General features: G+C 66.0%; 11 protein-coding genes. 8 read left to right on the forward strand and 3 right to left on the reverse strand.

The window, feature by feature from the left end:
- Positions 1–169 precede the first annotated feature (169 nt).
- From JI59_RS21385 to JI59_RS21405, 5 genes are all read left to right on the forward strand, one after another.
- Positions 170–781: a TetR/AcrR family transcriptional regulator gene (locus JI59_RS21385; RefSeq protein WP_052118024.1), complete on the forward strand. Its 612-nt coding sequence runs from the start codon at positions 170–172 to the stop codon at positions 779–781.
- Between the two features lie 465 nt (positions 782–1,246).
- Positions 1,247–1,654, forward strand: a complete 408-nt coding sequence (locus JI59_RS21390) for a hypothetical protein (RefSeq protein ID WP_007014274.1) — start codon at positions 1,247–1,249, stop codon at positions 1,652–1,654.
- Positions 1,651–2,925: an efflux RND transporter periplasmic adaptor subunit gene (locus tag JI59_RS21395; RefSeq protein ID WP_007014273.1), complete on the forward strand. Its 1,275-nt coding sequence runs from the start codon at positions 1,651–1,653 to the stop codon at positions 2,923–2,925. The genes JI59_RS21390 and JI59_RS21395 overlap by 4 nt, the downstream gene beginning before the upstream one ends.
- Positions 2,926–2,987: 62 nt before the next feature.
- Complete coding sequence (locus tag JI59_RS21400; protein WP_007014272.1) at positions 2,988–6,176, forward strand: efflux RND transporter permease subunit; 3,189 nt, start codon at positions 2,988–2,990, stop codon at positions 6,174–6,176.
- A 14-nt stretch (positions 6,177–6,190) separates the two neighbouring features.
- The gene (locus tag JI59_RS21405; protein ID WP_039857759.1) at positions 6,191–7,639 is read left to right on the forward strand and encodes an efflux transporter outer membrane subunit; all 1,449 of its coding nucleotides are present in this window, start codon (positions 6,191–6,193) and stop codon (positions 7,637–7,639) included.
- Between the two features lie 79 nt (positions 7,640–7,718).
- Here the strand turns inward: JI59_RS21405 and JI59_RS21410 are convergent, their stop codons facing one another.
- The 3 genes from JI59_RS21410 to JI59_RS21420 all read right to left on the reverse strand — a co-directional run bounded on the left by JI59_RS21410 (position 7,719) and on the right by JI59_RS21420 (position 10,658).
- Entirely contained in the window at positions 7,719–8,723 is a 1,005-nt protein-coding gene (locus JI59_RS21410) for a class 1 fructose-bisphosphatase (protein WP_007014270.1), read from the reverse strand.
- 70 nt (positions 8,724–8,793) lie between these two features.
- Positions 8,794–9,651, reverse strand: a complete 858-nt coding sequence (locus tag JI59_RS21415; RefSeq protein WP_007014269.1) for a shikimate 5-dehydrogenase — start codon at positions 9,649–9,651, stop codon at positions 8,794–8,796.
- Positions 9,648–10,658, reverse strand: a complete 1,011-nt coding sequence (locus JI59_RS21420; protein WP_007014268.1) for a LacI family DNA-binding transcriptional regulator — start codon at positions 10,656–10,658, stop codon at positions 9,648–9,650. The genes JI59_RS21415 and JI59_RS21420 overlap by 4 nt, the downstream gene beginning before the upstream one ends.
- Positions 10,659–10,799: 141 nt before the next feature.
- Here JI59_RS21420 and ptsP point away from each other — a divergent pair, with 141 nt between their 5' ends.
- The 3 genes from ptsP to JI59_RS21435 are packed head-to-tail and all read left to right on the forward strand — an operon-like array spanning position 10,800 to position 16,008.
- Positions 10,800–13,322: a phosphoenolpyruvate--protein phosphotransferase gene (gene ptsP, locus JI59_RS21425; RefSeq protein ID WP_007014267.1), complete on the forward strand. Its 2,523-nt coding sequence runs from the start codon at positions 10,800–10,802 to the stop codon at positions 13,320–13,322.
- A complete protein-coding gene (pfkB, locus tag JI59_RS21430) occupies positions 13,322–14,287 on the forward strand; it encodes a 1-phosphofructokinase (protein ID WP_007014265.1) in 966 nt (321 codons plus the stop codon). Before ptsP ends, pfkB begins: the two co-directional genes overlap by 1 nt.
- The gene (locus JI59_RS21435; RefSeq protein WP_039857755.1) at positions 14,287–16,008 is read left to right on the forward strand and encodes a PTS fructose transporter subunit IIC; all 1,722 of its coding nucleotides are present in this window, start codon (positions 14,287–14,289) and stop codon (positions 16,006–16,008) included. The genes pfkB and JI59_RS21435 overlap by 1 nt, the downstream gene beginning before the upstream one ends.
- The last annotated feature ends 2 nt before the right edge of the window (positions 16,009–16,010 follow it).

The following is a 16,010-nucleotide window of genomic DNA, read 5'->3' on the forward strand; positions in this document are numbered from 1 at the left end:
GCAAGACCCGGAATTGCAGGCAGCGCAGGAAAGACCCGATGCCTCTGCCGAGAGACGGCAGCGGCCAGTAATCCCCTGCCGAGAGAGTGGCAATGCATTGCCCTCGCCCGCCATTGCAACCAAAGCGTGACTGGACGAGCGGTGGGCCAGTCACTATGTACCAATCGGTATGGAATGCTCACCCTCAACCAAAACACGCGGCCGCCCGCGGGAGTTCGATCCCGAGGAAGCGCTGGCCAGCGCACTTCGCGTGTTCTGGAAGCACGGGTATGAAGGGGCATCCATGGCCGAACTCACCGAGGCCATGGGGATCACCAAGCCCAGCCTCTACGCCTGCTTCGGCAACAAGGAGGCCCTCTTCAAGAAAGCCCTCGATCTCTATGAGCGCGACAAGCTCTGCTACATCAAGAGCTCGCTTGAGGCGCCGACGGCCCGTGAAGTTGCCGACCGCTTGCTGCGCGGTGCCGTCAGGACCCATTGCGGCGACATCGATCCGCAGGGTTGCCTCGGCGTGATCAGTTCGGTGGCCTGCACCACCGAGGCTGAATCGATCCGCAAGGATGTCCTGGCCCGGCGCCTTTCATCCGAGGAGGCCGTGGCCTCACGCTTCGAGCAAGCCAGAGCTGAAGGCGACCTTCCGGACAGCGTCGAGCCACGGGCCTTGGCGCAATTCCTGATGACTGTCCTGCAAGGCATGTCGGTAAAGGCGCAAGTCGGCGCGACCCGCGCGGAACTGGATGCGATCGCCGACACGTTCATGGCGATCTGGCCCAAACGCTGAACGTCCCCATTGGGGAGACAGTCCTTTGCCGGCCCTTCTGTGGTCAGGCCGACATGAGACCGCGCGCAGCGCCTTTCACGTTAAGCTTGCCGGTCCCAAAGGAATAATTTACCGATCAGTACACAATGCGCTTGACGAATTTGCGCATTGCAATATATACCACGCAGTACAGAACGTATCCATCTAACTCACCACTGTAAAGGAAGTCTGATGACTGCAACTGCCTGGCCGGTTCCCACCGGCTGAGTCCCGGTGCCCTCCGCTACCCCCCCCCCCCCCCGCGGAAGGCCTCCGACATTTTGAACCTGAGCCAACCGCCAATACGGGCACGCCTGCCCGTCTGCGCGCAAGGCTGAATGCATTTAAGTTTCCCGGCCCCCCTTTGCGCCGGGAACGGGCCGGCGCGCGCCTTCTTTCCCCCCACCCCTCGGGGCGCGCGCCGGCCATTTCAGGGAGCACGAAACCATGGCCTTCATCGATTTCACCGATGCGGCGCCGGAGGCACTGCCGGTTATTCCCGGCAGATCCGCACAGGACGCCCGACGCAACCAGGCAGTCTCCGCACTGTCCGACCTCGAGCAGCGCATCGTCGAGCTCGCTCGCGCCGACGGCCTGGAGACCCTGCGGCCACAGCGCAAGCGGTCCTGGCTGGGCCGGCTGATCCTGGGTCCGCAACCGATCTCGCCCGAGCTTGCGAACGAGCAGCTCGAAGCTCTGCGAAGGCTGGCCGTGCAGGCCTGGCACAAGGGCTACACCCTCCCGGTCTCAGCCGTGCGGGAAGCGCAGGCCGCCGGATATAGCGAGGCACAGGTCGGCGCCGTCATCGATACCATCGGGCGCATGCGTGCGCCATTCCGGAGGCTTGCCGCGTGAATTTTCCTGCAAAGATCGACATCCCCGATCGGACCTTCAGGCAGGCAAGTGAAAGCCCCGAACGGCCGCGCAAGCGGCGGTTTGCAGCCATTGCCGGGATCCTCGTGCTGGTCGGCGCCGGAACGGCCTGGAGCCTGCTTCACGACACCACGGCCGAGGCGGTGGCGATGCCCGTTCCCCAGGTTCAGGCCGCCAACCCGCTGGTGCGCGAGGTGACCCAGTGGGACGACTACGTCGGCCGCTTCGCGCCGAGCCAGTCGGTCGAAGTGCGCCCTCGCGTTTCGGGGGCGATTACCCGGATCCACTTCAAGGACGGCGAATTCGTTCGCCAGGGCCAGCCGCTGTTCACGGTCGATCAGCGGCCCTACCGCGCAGCCCTTGCCGAAGCGCAGGCAGACGTCGCCGCCGCACGCAGCGCCCTGGCACTCGCCCGCTCGGACTATGACCGCGTGGCCGGGCTCTCCGGCGACGAGGCCATGGCCGCCAGCGAAGTCGACCAGCTTCGCACCCGCATGCATTCTGCCCAGGCCGCACTCGCCGCTGCCCAGGCCCGCGCAAGGCAACGCGCCCTCGACGTCGAGTTCACGACCGTGCGCGCCCCGATTTCCGGCCGGATCTCGGACCGGCGCGTGGATGTCGGCAATCTCGTCTCGGGAGACAACAACGCCAATGCGACTTTGCTGACCACGATCAACGCCGTCGATCCGATCTACTTCACGTTCGATGCTTCCGAAGCCTTGTTCCTCAAGGCCCGGCGCGAGCAGGAACAGGGGCATGCACCGGCGCGGGTTCAGGTGCGCCTGCAGGACGAGGCCGATTACAAGTGGAACGGCCGCCTAGACTTCACCGACAACGGTCTCGATCCGCGTTCGGGCACGATCCGCGTGCGCGCCGTGCTCGACAATCCCGAGGGCTTCCTGACCCCGGGCATGTTCGGCAACATGCGACTTGCGGAAGGCGCCAAGGCCAAGGCCCTGCTGGTCCCCGACGATGCCGTGCAGTCCGACCAGGCGCGCAAGGTGGTGCTGACCGTCGGCCAGGACGGCACCGTTGCGGCCAAGCCGGTCGAACTCGGGCCGCTGGTCGACGGCCTGCGGGTCATCCGCTCCGGTCTCTCGAAAGAGGACCGGGTGGTGATCTCGAACTACCAGGCCGCCGTCACCGGCGCCAAGGTCGAGACCCGCAGGGGCATGATCGCTGCGGATACGCACACGATCACCGCACCGGGCGCATCGGTACCGATGGCCTCGCAGGCGACTCTCAACAACTGATCCACCCGTAACGGGGACGCGTTCGCGATTGGCGCGCGTCCCCATCGCAGGGGCACATTATCATGCGATTTTCCCGGTTCTTCATCGACCGGCCGATTTTCGCAGGCGTCATCGCGGTGATCATCACCGTGGTGGGAGCGCTTGCGTTCATCGGCCTTCCCGTCACCCAGTATCCCGACATCGTCCCGCCTACGGTCACCGTAAGCGCCCAATATCCGGGCGCCTCCGCCGAGACCGTCGCGGACACCGTTGCCGCGCCGATCGAGCAGGAGATCAACGGCGTCGACGACATGCTCTACATGGACTCGCAGTCGACGGGCGACGGCAAGGTGACAATCACCGTCACCTTCAAGATCGGCACGGATCTCGATGCCGCGCAGGTGCTGGTGCAGAACCGGGTCGCCGTGGCGACACCGCGCCTGCCGCAGGAAGTGCAGCAGCTCGGCGTCGTCACCCGCAAGTCCTCGCCCGACTTCCTGATGGTGGTGAACCTGCAGTCGCCCAACGGTACGTTCGATCGCGACTACCTTTCGAACTATGCGCTGACCCAGGTGAAGGACAAGCTAGCCCGCATCGACGGCGTGGGCGACGTGCGCCTGTTCGGCGCGCGCGACTATGGCATGCGCATCTGGATCGATCCGGGCAAGGCGGCCGCGCTGGACCTGACCGCCGGCGAGATCGTCTCGGCCCTGCGCGCGCAGAACGTACAGGTTTCATCCGGCGCGCTGGGCCAGCCGCCTTTCGATACCGGAAACGCCTACCAGATCGGCGTGGAACTGCAGGGCCGCCTCAAGACGCCCGAACAGTTCGGCGATGTGATCGTGCGCACCGATGCGGACGGCCGGCAGGTACGCGTGCGCGACGTGGCCCGGGTTGAACTGGGCGCGCAGGACTACACGACCAACACCTATCTTTCGGGCAAACCGACCGTGGTCATCGCGGTGATGCAGCGCCCCGGATCCAACGCCCTCGATGCCGCGCAGGCGGTTCGTGCGCAGATGGACGAACTGTCGCAGTCCTTCCCGCAAGGCCTCGAATATTCGGTGATCTACAATCCCACCGAATTCATCGGACAGTCGATCGACGCGGTCTATCACACCCTCCTCGAAGCCGTGGTGCTGGTCGTCCTCGTCATCCTCGTCTTCCTGCAGAACTGGCGCGCAGCGATCATCCCGATCGTGGCGATCCCGGTTTCGCTGATCGGCACCGCCGTCATGCTCGCGGCCGTCGGCTATTCGCTCAACAATCTCTCGCTTTTCGGCATGGTGCTGGCAATCGGCATCGTGGTCGACGACGCCATCGTCGTGGTCGAGAATGTCGAGCGCTACATCGAGGAAGGCATGCGCCCGATCGAGGCCGCAAGGCGCTCGATGGACGAAGTTTCCGGCGCGCTTGTCGCCATCGTCCTGGTGCTCTGCGCGGTCTTCGTGCCCACCCTGTTCATCTCCGGAATCTCGGGTGCGTTCTACAAGCAGTTTGCCGTTACGATTTCCACTGCGACGGCCATCTCTTTGCTGATCTCGCTCACGCTGTCTCCGGCGCTGGCGGCGATCCTGCTGCGTGAACGCCATCCCCTTCCCGCCGATGCACCGCGCTGGAGGCGTTTGCTCCAGTCGGCCGCGGACCGTTTCAATCACGGGTTCGAACGGATGAGTGCGGCTTATGCCGGGCTTACGCTGCGCCTCGTGAGGAAGCCGCTGCGCATGATGGTGACCTACGGCGCGCTCATCGCGGCGACTGTCGGCCTGTTCTGGGCAACACCGACCGGCTTCGTGCCACAGCAGGACCAGGGCTACTTCATGGCCGCCATCTTCCTGCCGCCCGGCTCATCGCTGTCGCGCACCGACGAGGCGACGCAGGAAGTCGCCAAGCGCATCCTTCCGGTGAAGGGCCTGCGCGGCGCGGTGATGTTCGCCGGCTTCCACGGCCCGTCACGCACCGCGGCCCCCGATGCCGCCGCCATCTACTTCCCGTTCAAGAGCTTCGAGGAACGCAAGAAGCTGGGCGTCACCTATGAAAGCATCATGGAACAGGCGCAGGCCGCGATGAAAGGCTTCGACAAGGCGCAGGTCCTCCTCCTGCCCCCGCCGACCATCAACGGCATCGTCCCTCCCGGCGGCTATCGCATGATCGTGGAGGACAAGGACGGACGCGGCTATGCCGAGCTTGCCAAGGCCGCAGGCGCGATGATCGCCCAGGCGAACCAGACGCCCGAGCTGAAGCAGGTCTATACCCTCTTCAACCTCAACACGCCGCGCGTCTATGCCGATATCGACCGTCGCAAGGCAGACATGCTGGGCGTCCCGCCAGAGCGCGTGTTCGAAGCCCTGCAGGTCTATCTCGGTTCCGCCTTCGTCAACGACTTCAACCTGCTGGGCCGCACCTTTCGCGTCACTGCACAGGCAGATTCCCCCTACCGCGGCTCGACGGCGGACATCGCCAACCTCAAGACCCGCTCGAATTCGGGCGCAATGGTCCCGATCGGTTCGGTGGCGACCTTCGAGGACAAGACCGGCCCCTACCGTGTCGTGCGCTACAACCTGCAACGCGCCGTCGAGGTCGATGGCAGCGTCGCGCCTGGCTATTCGACCGGACAGGCGCTGACAACGATGGAGCGCATCGCCGACGATACGCTGCCTGCAGGCTACGGCCACGAATGGACCGGAATTGCCTTCCAGCAGACCACTGCCGGCAATACCGCGGGCGTCGTCTTCGGAATGGCAGTGCTGTTCGTGTTCCTCGTGCTTGCAGCGCAGTACGAAAGCCTGACACTGCCGCTGGCGATCATCCTGATCGTGCCGATGTGCCTCTTCGCGGCGATGCTGGGTGTCGACATCCGCGGCATGGACAACAATATCCTAACCCAGATCGGCCTCGTGGTGCTGATCGCGCTAGCGGCCAAGAACGCGATCCTCGTGGTCGAATTCGCCAAGCAGGCCGAGGACGAACAGGGCATGTCACCGGTCGAAGCCGCAGTCTTTGCCGCACGTACCCGTTTGCGCCCGATCCTGATGACCAGCTTCGCCTTCATCCTGGGCGCAGTTCCGCTGGTGATCGCACAAGGAGCCGGCGCAGAGTTGCGCCAGGCGCTGGGCACGGCCGTGTTCTTCGGCATGGTCGGCGTCACCGGGTTCGGCCTGCTGTTCACCCCGACCTTCTATGTTGTGTGCCGCGCGCTGGGTGAGCGCCTGCGCCGCCGTCCTTCGGCCGGACCGCACGGGAACGATCCCCTGCCCGCCCCGGCCGAGTGAAAGGAGTTACCCTGATGAAAACACGCAGTCTCCTTGCCGCACTGCTTGCCGCGACCAGCCTTGCTGCCTGTGCCGCCGGACCCGACTATGTCGCGCCCACACCTCCACCGCGCGGCGATGCCGCATTCATCGGCGCTCGATCGTCCGCGGTGTCGACAGCTGCGGTACAGCCTGGCTGGTGGCGGCTCTACGACGATCCGGTGCTCGATGCCCTGGTGCTGGACGCACTGGCGGCGAATACGGATATCCGCGTTGCCGTGGCGCGGATCGAACGGGCACGGGCCAGCCTGCGCGGATCGCGTTCGGAGACCTTGCCGCAAACGGCTTTCGAAGGGTCCGGGACTTACGGGCGCGCTTCGCAGGCACGGACCCTGCCCGGCGCGGACCGGGAGGGCCGCACCGTCGATGCCGGCCTTTCCGTCTCCTATGAGCTGGACCTGTTCGGCCGGGTCTCGCGAGGGGTCGAAGCATCGCGGGCCGACCTGAGCGCCGCGCAGGAGGACGCCGATGCGGTCCGGGTCACGGTCGTGGCCGATACCGTTCGCGCCTATGTCGATGCCGCCAGCTATGCAGAGCAGCTGGCCGTCGCGCAGCGCACGGTCGACCTGCTCGACCGCTCCGTGCGGATCACCGGGGCGCGTTTTGAGCGCGGGCTCAACCAGAAGCTGGACGTCATCCGCGTCACGCAGCTGCGCGACGAACAGGCCGCGACCATCCCAGCGTTGCAGGCCCAGCGCGACGGCGCGCTTTTCCGTCTCGCCACCCTCACCGGCAAGACCCCGCAGGACCTGCCGGAGGCGGCGCGCGAACGCACCAAGACGCCCGATGTCCGACAGCCTATCCCGGTCGGCGATGGCCGGGCCCTGCTCGCCCGACGTCCCGACGTCAGGGCGGCAGAGCGCCGTCTCGCTGCCGACACCGCGCGCATCGGCGTCGCGACAGCCGATCTCTACCCGCGCATCACGCTGGGTGGATCGGTCGGCACCACTGCCGTAGGTGCGACCGACATCTTCGCGGGAGGACCTCTGCGCTGGCTGCTGGGACCGCTGATCTCCTGGGCCTTCCCCAACCAGGAAGCGATCCGCGCCCGGATTGGCGAAGCGAAGGCCGATACCAAGGCAGACCTTGCCGCCTTCGACGGTAGCGTCCTGCGGGCCCTGGAAGAAACCGAGACGGCGCTCTCCGCCTACCGCAATGCCCTGCTGCGCAAGGAACAACTGGCATCGGCCCGGGAAGCCGCGGACCGCGCCGCGCAAGTGAGCATCGCGCGTCAAAGCCGCGGCCAGATCGACGCCCTCGACGTCCTCGATGCGCAGCGCACCCTCGCCCGGTCCGAAGCCGCCTATGCACAGGCCTCTCAAGGCGTGGCCCAGGCGCAGGTAGACCTTTTCCGCGCGCTGGGCGGTACCTGGCAAGGCAAGGCCAACGACCCTGCCGCAACCGACTTAGGCGATGCCGCCTAGAACCGCTTCTTGAGGTCGAGCGTTCCAGCAAGCCGCCAGTTGGCGATGCACCGGACCTTCTCGGCCCGCGCGCTCGCCTTCATGCGACTTGGGAAAGCAGCGCGGCGATTTCTTCCGGATCGCCAAGGGCCACGCCGATACGCTGGTGCAGGCTGGTCGGCCGGGCATCGAGGATGGAGGTCGCGCCATCACTCGACCGGCCACCAGCCTGTTCGATCAGCATGCTCATCGGATTGGCCTCATAGAGCAGGCGCAGGCGGGCCTTGCCCGGCTGGCGATGATCGGCCGGGTAGAGAAACACCCCGCCCCGCTTGAGAATACGGTGAATGTCCGCGACCATCGATGCCGTCCAGCGCATGTTGTACTGCCCAGCCAAAGGTCCGGCCTCACAGCCCACGCGGTCGTCGATGTAACGGCGGACTTCGGGCGACCACTGCTCGCGCCGGGCCATGTTGATCGCCACTTCCTTCGTACCTGACGGGATCTGCAGCGGCCCGTCGGTCATGCGCCAGGCACCCATTTCACGGTCCAGCGTGAATTCGTAGACACCATTACCCAAGGTGAGGACCAGCAGCGTCTGCGGCCCATAGATCGCATATCCGGCAGCGACCTGGTGCCGACCGGGCTGCAGGAAATCTTCCTCGATCACATCGCGGCCCGCCGAGTTCTCCGGCGCGCGCAGAACCGAAAAGATCGTGCCCACCGACAGGTCGACGTCGATGTTGCTGGAGCCATCGATCGGATCGAACAGCAGCAGGTATTCGCCCTTGGGAAAGCGGTTGGGAATGGGATGGATCGTTTCCATCTCTTCCGAGGCCATGCCGGCCAGATGCCCGCCCCATTCATTGGCATCCAGCAGGATCTCGTTGGCGATCACATCGAGCTTCTTCTGCACTTCGCCCTGGATGTTTTCCGAGCCAAGGCTGCCCAGCACATCGCCGAGCGCGCCCTTGGAAATGGCATGGGCGATCGTCTTGCAGGCCCGCGCGACCGTTTCGATCAGAAGGCGCAGTTCTGCAGGGCAGGCGCTGTCCTCGCGGCGCTGTTGCTCGATGAGGAAGCGGGTCAGTGTGATCGGTTGCATCGTTGTCCTTCGCCTTGCACGCCCCGGATCGGCGCCAGTCATTGGGTACCCAGTAAAAACTGGGGGGCGGTTAGGCCTCTCGCAGCTTTTCCGCAACTTCGTCGCCATGGGCGAAAGCGGCGGCCCGCGCCACTGCTTTCGCGTCCGGTCGCACGCCTGTATAAAGCACGAACTGCTCAATCGCCTGCAGCACGATCACTTCCGCGCCAGAGATCGTCATTTTCCCTGCTGCCTGCGCGGCGCGCATGAAAGGTGTGTCCGCGGGCTGGGCAACCACGTCGAAGGCGATCTCGCAGGCCTCGATCTGCCCTGCGGGGAAGGCGAGGCGGTCCGCCTCGGCCCCTTCCATTCCGAGCGGGGTAACGTTGATGAGCAGCGGCGCGCCTGATGCGGGCATGTCTTCTCGCCAATCGAATCCGTACTGGGCGGCGAGCGCCGGTCCGTTCTGGCGATTTCGCGCGACGATCGTGCCGCACGAGAAGCCGGAGTCGCGAAGGGCGGCGATCACCGCCTTTGCCATGCCGCCGCTCCCGCGCAGCAGGAACGGCATCGCCGGGTCGATCCCGCGACGAGTGAGCAGGTCGCGGACGGCCACGTAGTCGGTATTGTAGCCGGTGAGCACGCCGTCGTCGTTGACGATCGTGTTGACGCTGTCGATGGCCCGGGCCGATGCCTCAAGCCCGTCGAGCATCGGGATGACGGCCTCCTTGAACGGCATTGAAACCGCGCAGCCCCGTATCCCCAGTGCCCGTATGCCGCCGACCGCCGCGGCAATGTCGCTCGTGGAGAAAGACTTGTAGACGCAATCCAGACCGTAATGGCCATAGAGCCAGTTGTGCAGGCGCGACCCGGCATTGCCCGGTCGTCCCGACAGCGACATGCACAGGCGCGTATCACGGCCGATGCTGGTGCGTTCCAGCAAGCTCATGCCCCGGCCACACCGCACTCCGAGCCAGCGCGCAGGCTCGACCCGCGGGCAACCAACCGCCCGCCCAGCACGACCTTGCGCGCGGGAGCATCGGGGTGGTCGAGGCGATCCAGCAGCATGGTCATGGCCGTGCGTCCGATCTCCTCGACCGGCTGCTCTATCACGCTGATCCCGCCACCGACGAACTCCATCCAGTCGTTGTTGTCGAAACCGGCCAGGGCAATGTCGCGGGGTACTTCCAGACCAAGATCGCGCAGGGCCCGCAAGACATTCAGCAACATTACGCCGTTGCTGGCAATCAGCGCATCGGGCCGCTTGTTGGACTCCAGCAAGTCCGCAATCGCCTGTGCCGCTGCTTGCGGTGCATGCGGCACGGCCACGGCATCTGCATCCAGCCCCAGACGCTCAGCCGCCTTGCGGAAACCTTCCCTTCGCTCAATGCCGGTGGAACTGGATGCACCGAACAGACCTGTAACACGCCGATGTCCCTGCGCATGCACGTGCTCGACAAGAACTTCGGCCATGCGCGCATTGTCGAGCACGACGCTGTCGAACTCTCCATCGGGTGTCGAGCGGTCGATGAGAACGACTGGGTAATCCAGTTCCGGTTGTCCCGCCGCGGCGACCCGCTGGCGAGTCGGGGCGAGGATCACACCCGACACGCGCTCCTCGTGCAGGAGGTCGAGATAAGCGGCCTCCTTTTCGGGATCCTCATCGGTATTGCAGAGAATCACCCGCAGGCCACGCGCAGCGGCAAGGCTTTCGACGGCGCGCGATACGGCCGTGAAAAACGGGTTGCGGATATCGGCCACGACCAGACCGATCGTATTGGTATGCTGCGAACGCAGCCGCCGCGCAGCAAGGTTAGGGCGATATCCCGTGGACTTGACCGCGGCGAGCACACGCTCCGACATCTCCGCATCGACTGTGCGTCCTGCCAGGACTCGGGATACCGTGGCCGGAGAAACTCCGGCAACTTTTGCCACGTCCTTGATACCTACTGCCATGAGAAATCGTTCTCTTATAATTACGGCAATCGCCCTCTCAACTGGTAAGACTATGCCTCATTCTGGCTGAAAATCGCAACCCCTCTTGACAAATTCTATGAGAAATCGTTTTCTCAATGCAGCAAGAGGAGAGGAACCATCATGCTCGCAGACGCCATTCCCGCGTCGCACGCAGCCGATCTCGTCCGGATCGATGCCAGCGCCACCGACAAGACCGATGCGATTCGCCAGGTCGGCCAACTTCTGGTCGCTGCAGGCTGTGTTGCGCCCGGATACGAGGAAAGCATGGTGCGCCGCGAAGCCGTGGCGAACACATTCCTCGGCTCCGGTGTCGCGATCCCCCACGGACTGGGTGAAGACAAGGGACTGGTGCGCAATGACGGGATCGCCATCCTCCAGCTTCGCGAGGGCATCGACTGGAACCCGGGACAGCGCGCCCATATCGTCGTCGGCATCGCCGCCAACTCTGACAGCCACATCACCATCCTGCGCAGGCTCACCCGTCTCATCCAGGACGAGGAACGCCTGCAGGTCCTGATCGCGACCGACGACCCCGCCGAGTTCTCGCGCGCCCTGCTCGAGGATGGAACCCCCGCCGCCCCTTCTGCCCCTGCCGAGGACCTTGCCCATACCGCAGCGTGGATCGTCGACTATCCGACCGGGCTCCACGCCCGGCCTGCATCGACATGGGTGGAAGCCGCCCGCGCCAGCGCCGTGCGCCTGCGTGTCCGTCACGGTGAGGAAAGCGCCGATCCGCGCAATCTCGTAGCGCTGCTCCAGCTTGGCCTGCGCTGCGGTGACGAGATCACGTTCTCGGCCGAGGGCCCCGCCGCGCAAGGCGCGCTCGAGAAGTTCGTCGCCACCGTCCGGAGCCTCTCCGCACGCGAAAAGGAAGACGCCGCCCGCGCCGCCGAGAAGCGCAAGACCCCCGTGCGCTGCTGGACGCCGGTGGGCAGCCCGCGCATGATCGCCGGCGTTGCCGCCAGCCCGGGCCTCGCGATCGGACCGATCCACGTGCTGTCGGCAGCCGAACTGTCCGTCCCAGATGTGCCGGTTGATCTCGTGAACGGGGGCGCGATGCTGAACGAGGCCCTGGTGCGCACCCGTGCGCAGATGAAGGCGCTGATCGACGACACCACGCGCCGCCTGGGTGCTTCGGAAGCCGCCATCTTCAAGGCGCAGACCGAACTGCTCGAAGACACCGACATCATAACCCTGACCTGCCAGCTCATGGTCGAAGGGCACGGCGTTGCCTGGTCCTGGCATCAGGCCGTACAGCGCATCGCCGGCAAGCTGTCGGCGCTCGGCAATCCGGTTCTGGCTGCACGCGCCGCTGACCTCACGGACGTTGGCCGCCGGGTCCTTGCCGAGATCGACCCCGGTCTCGTCACCGGCACGCTCGCGGACCTGCCCGAAGAACCCTGCATCCTTGTGGCCCCCGATCTGTCTCCATCCGATACCGCCACGCTCGATACCGCAAGGGTCGCCGGCATCGCCACCGCACTGGGCGGACCGACATCGCACAGCGCGATCCTTGCACGTACACTGGGCCTGCCCTCGGTCGTGGCAGGCGGGGCCGACCTGCTGGCAGCGGCGTCCGGCACGACGGCCATCGTCGATGGCGACGGCGGCCGCGTCTGGCTCGATCCATCCGAAAAAGACCTTGCCTCCGCGCGTGGCTGGATCGCGGACCTCACCGCACAGCGCGTCGCCGAGGAAGAAGAACGCGGCCAGCCTGCCGTGACCCGCGACGGTCACCGGGTGGAAATCGCAGCCAACGTCAACCGCCCGGACCAGGTCGGCTTCGCACTGGCGCAGGGCGGCGAAGGCGTGGGGCTAATGCGAACCGAGTTCCTTTTCCTCGAAAGCGGCAACACTCCCGGGGAGGACGAGCAATTTGCCGTCTACCGCGCGATGATCGATGCGCTTTCCGCCGGAAACGAAGAGCGCCCGCTGATCGTGCGCGCGCTCGACATCGGCGGGGACAAGCAGGTGCCCCACCTCGAACTGCCGGTTGAAGAGAACCCCTTCCTCGGCGTGCGCGGCGCCCGCCTGCTGCTGCGCCGCCACGATCTGCTCGAGCCGCAGCTGCGCGCGCTTTACCGGGCCGCCAAGGAAGGCGGAAAGCTCTCGATCATGTTTCCGATGATCACATCGGCGCACGAACTGCTTGCCTTGCGCAAGCGCTGCGAAGCCGTCCGCGCCGAGCTGGATGCGCCGCAAGTGCCGATCGGCATCATGATCGAGGTTCCGGCAGCGGCGGTGCAGGCCGCCCAGCTCGCAGCCCACGCCGACTTCTTCTCCATCGGCACCAACGACCTGACCCAGTACACACTCGCAATCGACCGCCAGAACCCGGAACTCGCCGGCGAGGCCGACAGCCTCCACCCGGCGGTGCTGCGCATGATTGCCGCGACGGTCGAGGGCGCCAGGACCCATGACCGCTGGGTCGGCGTATGCGGCGGCATCGCCGGCGACCCGTTCGGTGCTGCGCTGCTGGTCGGTCTCGGCGTCGACGAGCTGTCGATGACCCCGCGCGACATCCCGGCCGTGAAGGCAAGGCTGCGGGGCTGCGACCGCGGCGAACTGAACAGACTGGCCGCCCAGGCGCTGGAAATGGACGGCGCGGCGCAAGTGCGCGCGCTCGATGGAAAGGCCATCTGATGCGCACTCTCACTGTCACCTTCAACCCGGCCATCGACCAGACCGTCACGCTCGACCGGCTGGAGCCGGGCGCAGTCCACCGCGCCCACGCCGTGCGTCAGAACGCCGGCGGCAAAGGCGTCAACGTCGCCAGTTGCCTGGCTGACTGGGGCGTCGGCGTTTCCGCCTACGGTTTGCTGGGAAGCGACAATGCGGCACCCTTCGACGCGCTGTTTGCCGCCAAGGGCATCGAGGATCGCTTCATCCGCATTGCCGGCGCCACCCGGGTCAATCTCAAGCTGGTGGATCCTGCAGGCACCACCGACATCAATCTCGACGGCCTGGCGGTCGATGCCGGCCGGGCCGAGATGGTCACCGCCACTATCTGCGACGCGGCCCGCGAAGGCGACCTCGTCGTGCTGGCGGGCAGCCTTCCCCCCGGCTGCCCGCCAGATACTTACGCCACGCTCATGGAACGCCTGCATGCACGCGGATGCCGCTTGATTCTCGACACCAGCGGCCTGCCGCTCAAGTGTGCGCTCGAGGCCGCGCAGCCGCCCCATGTGGTCAAGCCCAATCGCGACGAACTCGCACAATTGCTGGGCCGCGATCTACCGGATCTGCCGGATCTGGTTGCGGCTGCAGGCACGTTGCGCAGCAGCGGCATCGAACTGGTCGTCATCTCGATGGGCGAGGAGGGAGCGCTGTTCGTGTCTGGCGAAGGTGCGCTCACCGCACGTCTCGCCATCGGTGAGTTGGCCAGCACGGTCGGTGCCGGTGATGCCATGGTGGCCGGGATCGCGGCAGCCCTGCTCGAACAGGCGCCGCTGGAACGCACTGCACGCCTCGCCACGGCGTTTGCCGTTGCCAAGCTCGGCATGGCTGGCCCGAACCTGCCCGCACTCGCCAGTGTGGCCGCACTGGCCGACGAAGTGAGCGTAACCCCAGTTCCAACAGCCGCGCAAAAGACGGCAGGAGAGGCATGATGAAAAAGGTCTTCGCAATCGTAGAGGCGGGCCCCTCGTCCGTGCAGGGCGTGCTGGCAGGCGAAGCGCTGCGCCTCGCGGCCCGCACCGAAGGCCGCGACATCGAAATCGAAGTGCGCACCGAACAGGGCGTGCTCAATCCACTCGGTGACGACACGGCAATTTCAGGCACAAGGCTGCTGCTGGTCGCCGACGAGGTAGCCGACGAAGCGCTTGCCCATCGAGCCGACCGCCACATGACCCTGGAAGCCGTGTTGGCCGATCCGGCCTCCGCACTGGTCTTCGACGATGCCGGGCAAGCCGACGATGCAGGCGCCGATCCGACCGTCCCGCGCATCGTCGCGATCACCTCCTGCCCGACCGGCATTGCCCATACCTTCATGGCCGCCGAAGGGCTGACCGAAGGCGCCCGCCAGCTCGGCTACCCGATCCGCGTCGAAACGCAGGGTTCGGTGGGTGCGGGCACGCCGCTCACTGCCGAGGAAATCGCTGCGGCGGATGTCGTGATGATCGCCGCCGACCGCGAAGTCGATCGGGCGCGGTTCGCCGGCAAGCGCGTCTTCGCGTCGAGCACCAAGCCCGCGATCTCCGGCGGCGCCAAGCTGATCGAGCGGGCACTGGCCGAAGCGAAAGTCCAGGGCGGCGATGCCATCACTGGTACTGGCGATAAGGCGCCCGCGGGACAGAAGGAGCGGGCCGGGCCGTACAAACACCTGATGACCGGCGTATCCTTCATGCTTCCCTTTGTGGTCGCAGGCGGCCTGCTGATTGCCATCGCCTTTGCCCTCGGCGGCATCGGGGCCAGTGCCGATGCGGCCTCGGGCACGCTGGCCCACACGCTGTTCCAGATCGGCGCGCAGGGTGCCTTCGCTCTCATCGTTCCGGCACTTGCCGGCTACATCGCCTTTTCCATCGCCGACCGTCCGGGCATTGCCCCGGGCATGGTGGGCGGGATGCTTGCCGCGCAGATCGGCGCCGGGTTTCTGGGCGGCATCGCCGCGGGCTTCATCGCCGGCTACGGCGTCGAATATCTCAACCGCCTGATCCGCCTGCCCAAGAACCTGCAGGGGCTCAAGCCGGTCCTGATCCTGCCGCTGCTGGGTACGCTGCTGACAGGCCTGCTGATGGTCTACGCGATCGGCACGCCCGTGGCTGCGGTGCTGGCCTTCCTCACCGAATGGCTGCGTTCGATGCAGGGATCCAGTGCATTGCTGCTGGGCATGATCCTGGGCGCGATGTCGGCCTTCGACATGGGCGGTCCGGTCAACAAGGCCGCCTATGCCTTCTCTGTCGGCCTGATTGCCAGCAACGTCTACACCCCGATGGCCGCAACGATGGCCGCCGGCATGACCCCGCCTCTCGCCGTTGCGCTGGCGACGCGCCTGTTCCGCAGCCGCTTCACCCTTGAAGAGCGCGAGGCGGGCGGCGCGGCCGCAGCGCTGGGCCTGGCCTATATCACCGAGGGCGCGATCCCCTTCGCTGCGCGTGATCCGCTGCGGGTCATCCCATCGCTGATGGCCGGTTCGGCCACAGCCGGGGCGATCTCGATGGCGGCCGGCGTGGAACTCAAGGTCCCCCACGGCGGCATCTTCGTGCTGCCCATTCCGGGCGCCGTTACGCACCTTGCGACTTACGCCATCGCAATCGTCGCAGGCACGCTGATCAGCGCCATACTGGTCGGGCTGCTCAAACGCCCGCCGGTGGCAGCGGCCACGGCCTGATC

Source organism: Novosphingobium pentaromativorans US6-1, assembly GCF_000767465.1.
GTDB classification, from domain to species: Bacteria; Pseudomonadota; Alphaproteobacteria; order Sphingomonadales; family Sphingomonadaceae; genus Novosphingobium; species Novosphingobium pentaromativorans.

Bases quoted from the DNA above. Each gene is read 5' to 3' on its own strand.
- JI59_RS21415 (WP_007014269.1), bottom strand. From the start codon at position 9,651: ATGAGCTTGCTGGAACGCACCAGCATCGGCCGTGATACGCGCCTGTGC.
- ptsP (WP_007014267.1), top strand. From the start codon at position 10,800: ATGCTCGCAGACGCCATTCCCGCGTCGCACGCAGCCGATCTCGTCCGG.
- JI59_RS21420 (WP_007014268.1), bottom strand. From the start codon at position 10,658: ATGGCAGTAGGTATCAAGGACGTGGCAAAAGTTGCCGGAGTTTCTCCG.
- JI59_RS21385 (WP_052118024.1), top strand. From the start codon at position 170: ATGGAATGCTCACCCTCAACCAAAACACGCGGCCGCCCGCGGGAGTTC.
- pfkB (WP_007014265.1), top strand. From the start codon at position 13,322: ATGCGCACTCTCACTGTCACCTTCAACCCGGCCATCGACCAGACCGTC.
- JI59_RS21405 (WP_039857759.1), top strand. From the start codon at position 6,191: ATGAAAACACGCAGTCTCCTTGCCGCACTGCTTGCCGCGACCAGCCTT.
- JI59_RS21400 (WP_007014272.1), top strand. From the start codon at position 2,988: ATGCGATTTTCCCGGTTCTTCATCGACCGGCCGATTTTCGCAGGCGTC.
- JI59_RS21390 (WP_007014274.1), top strand. From the start codon at position 1,247: ATGGCCTTCATCGATTTCACCGATGCGGCGCCGGAGGCACTGCCGGTT.
- JI59_RS21435 (WP_039857755.1), top strand. From the start codon at position 14,287: ATGAAAAAGGTCTTCGCAATCGTAGAGGCGGGCCCCTCGTCCGTGCAG.
- JI59_RS21410 (WP_007014270.1), bottom strand. From the start codon at position 8,723: ATGCAACCGATCACACTGACCCGCTTCCTCATCGAGCAACAGCGCCGC.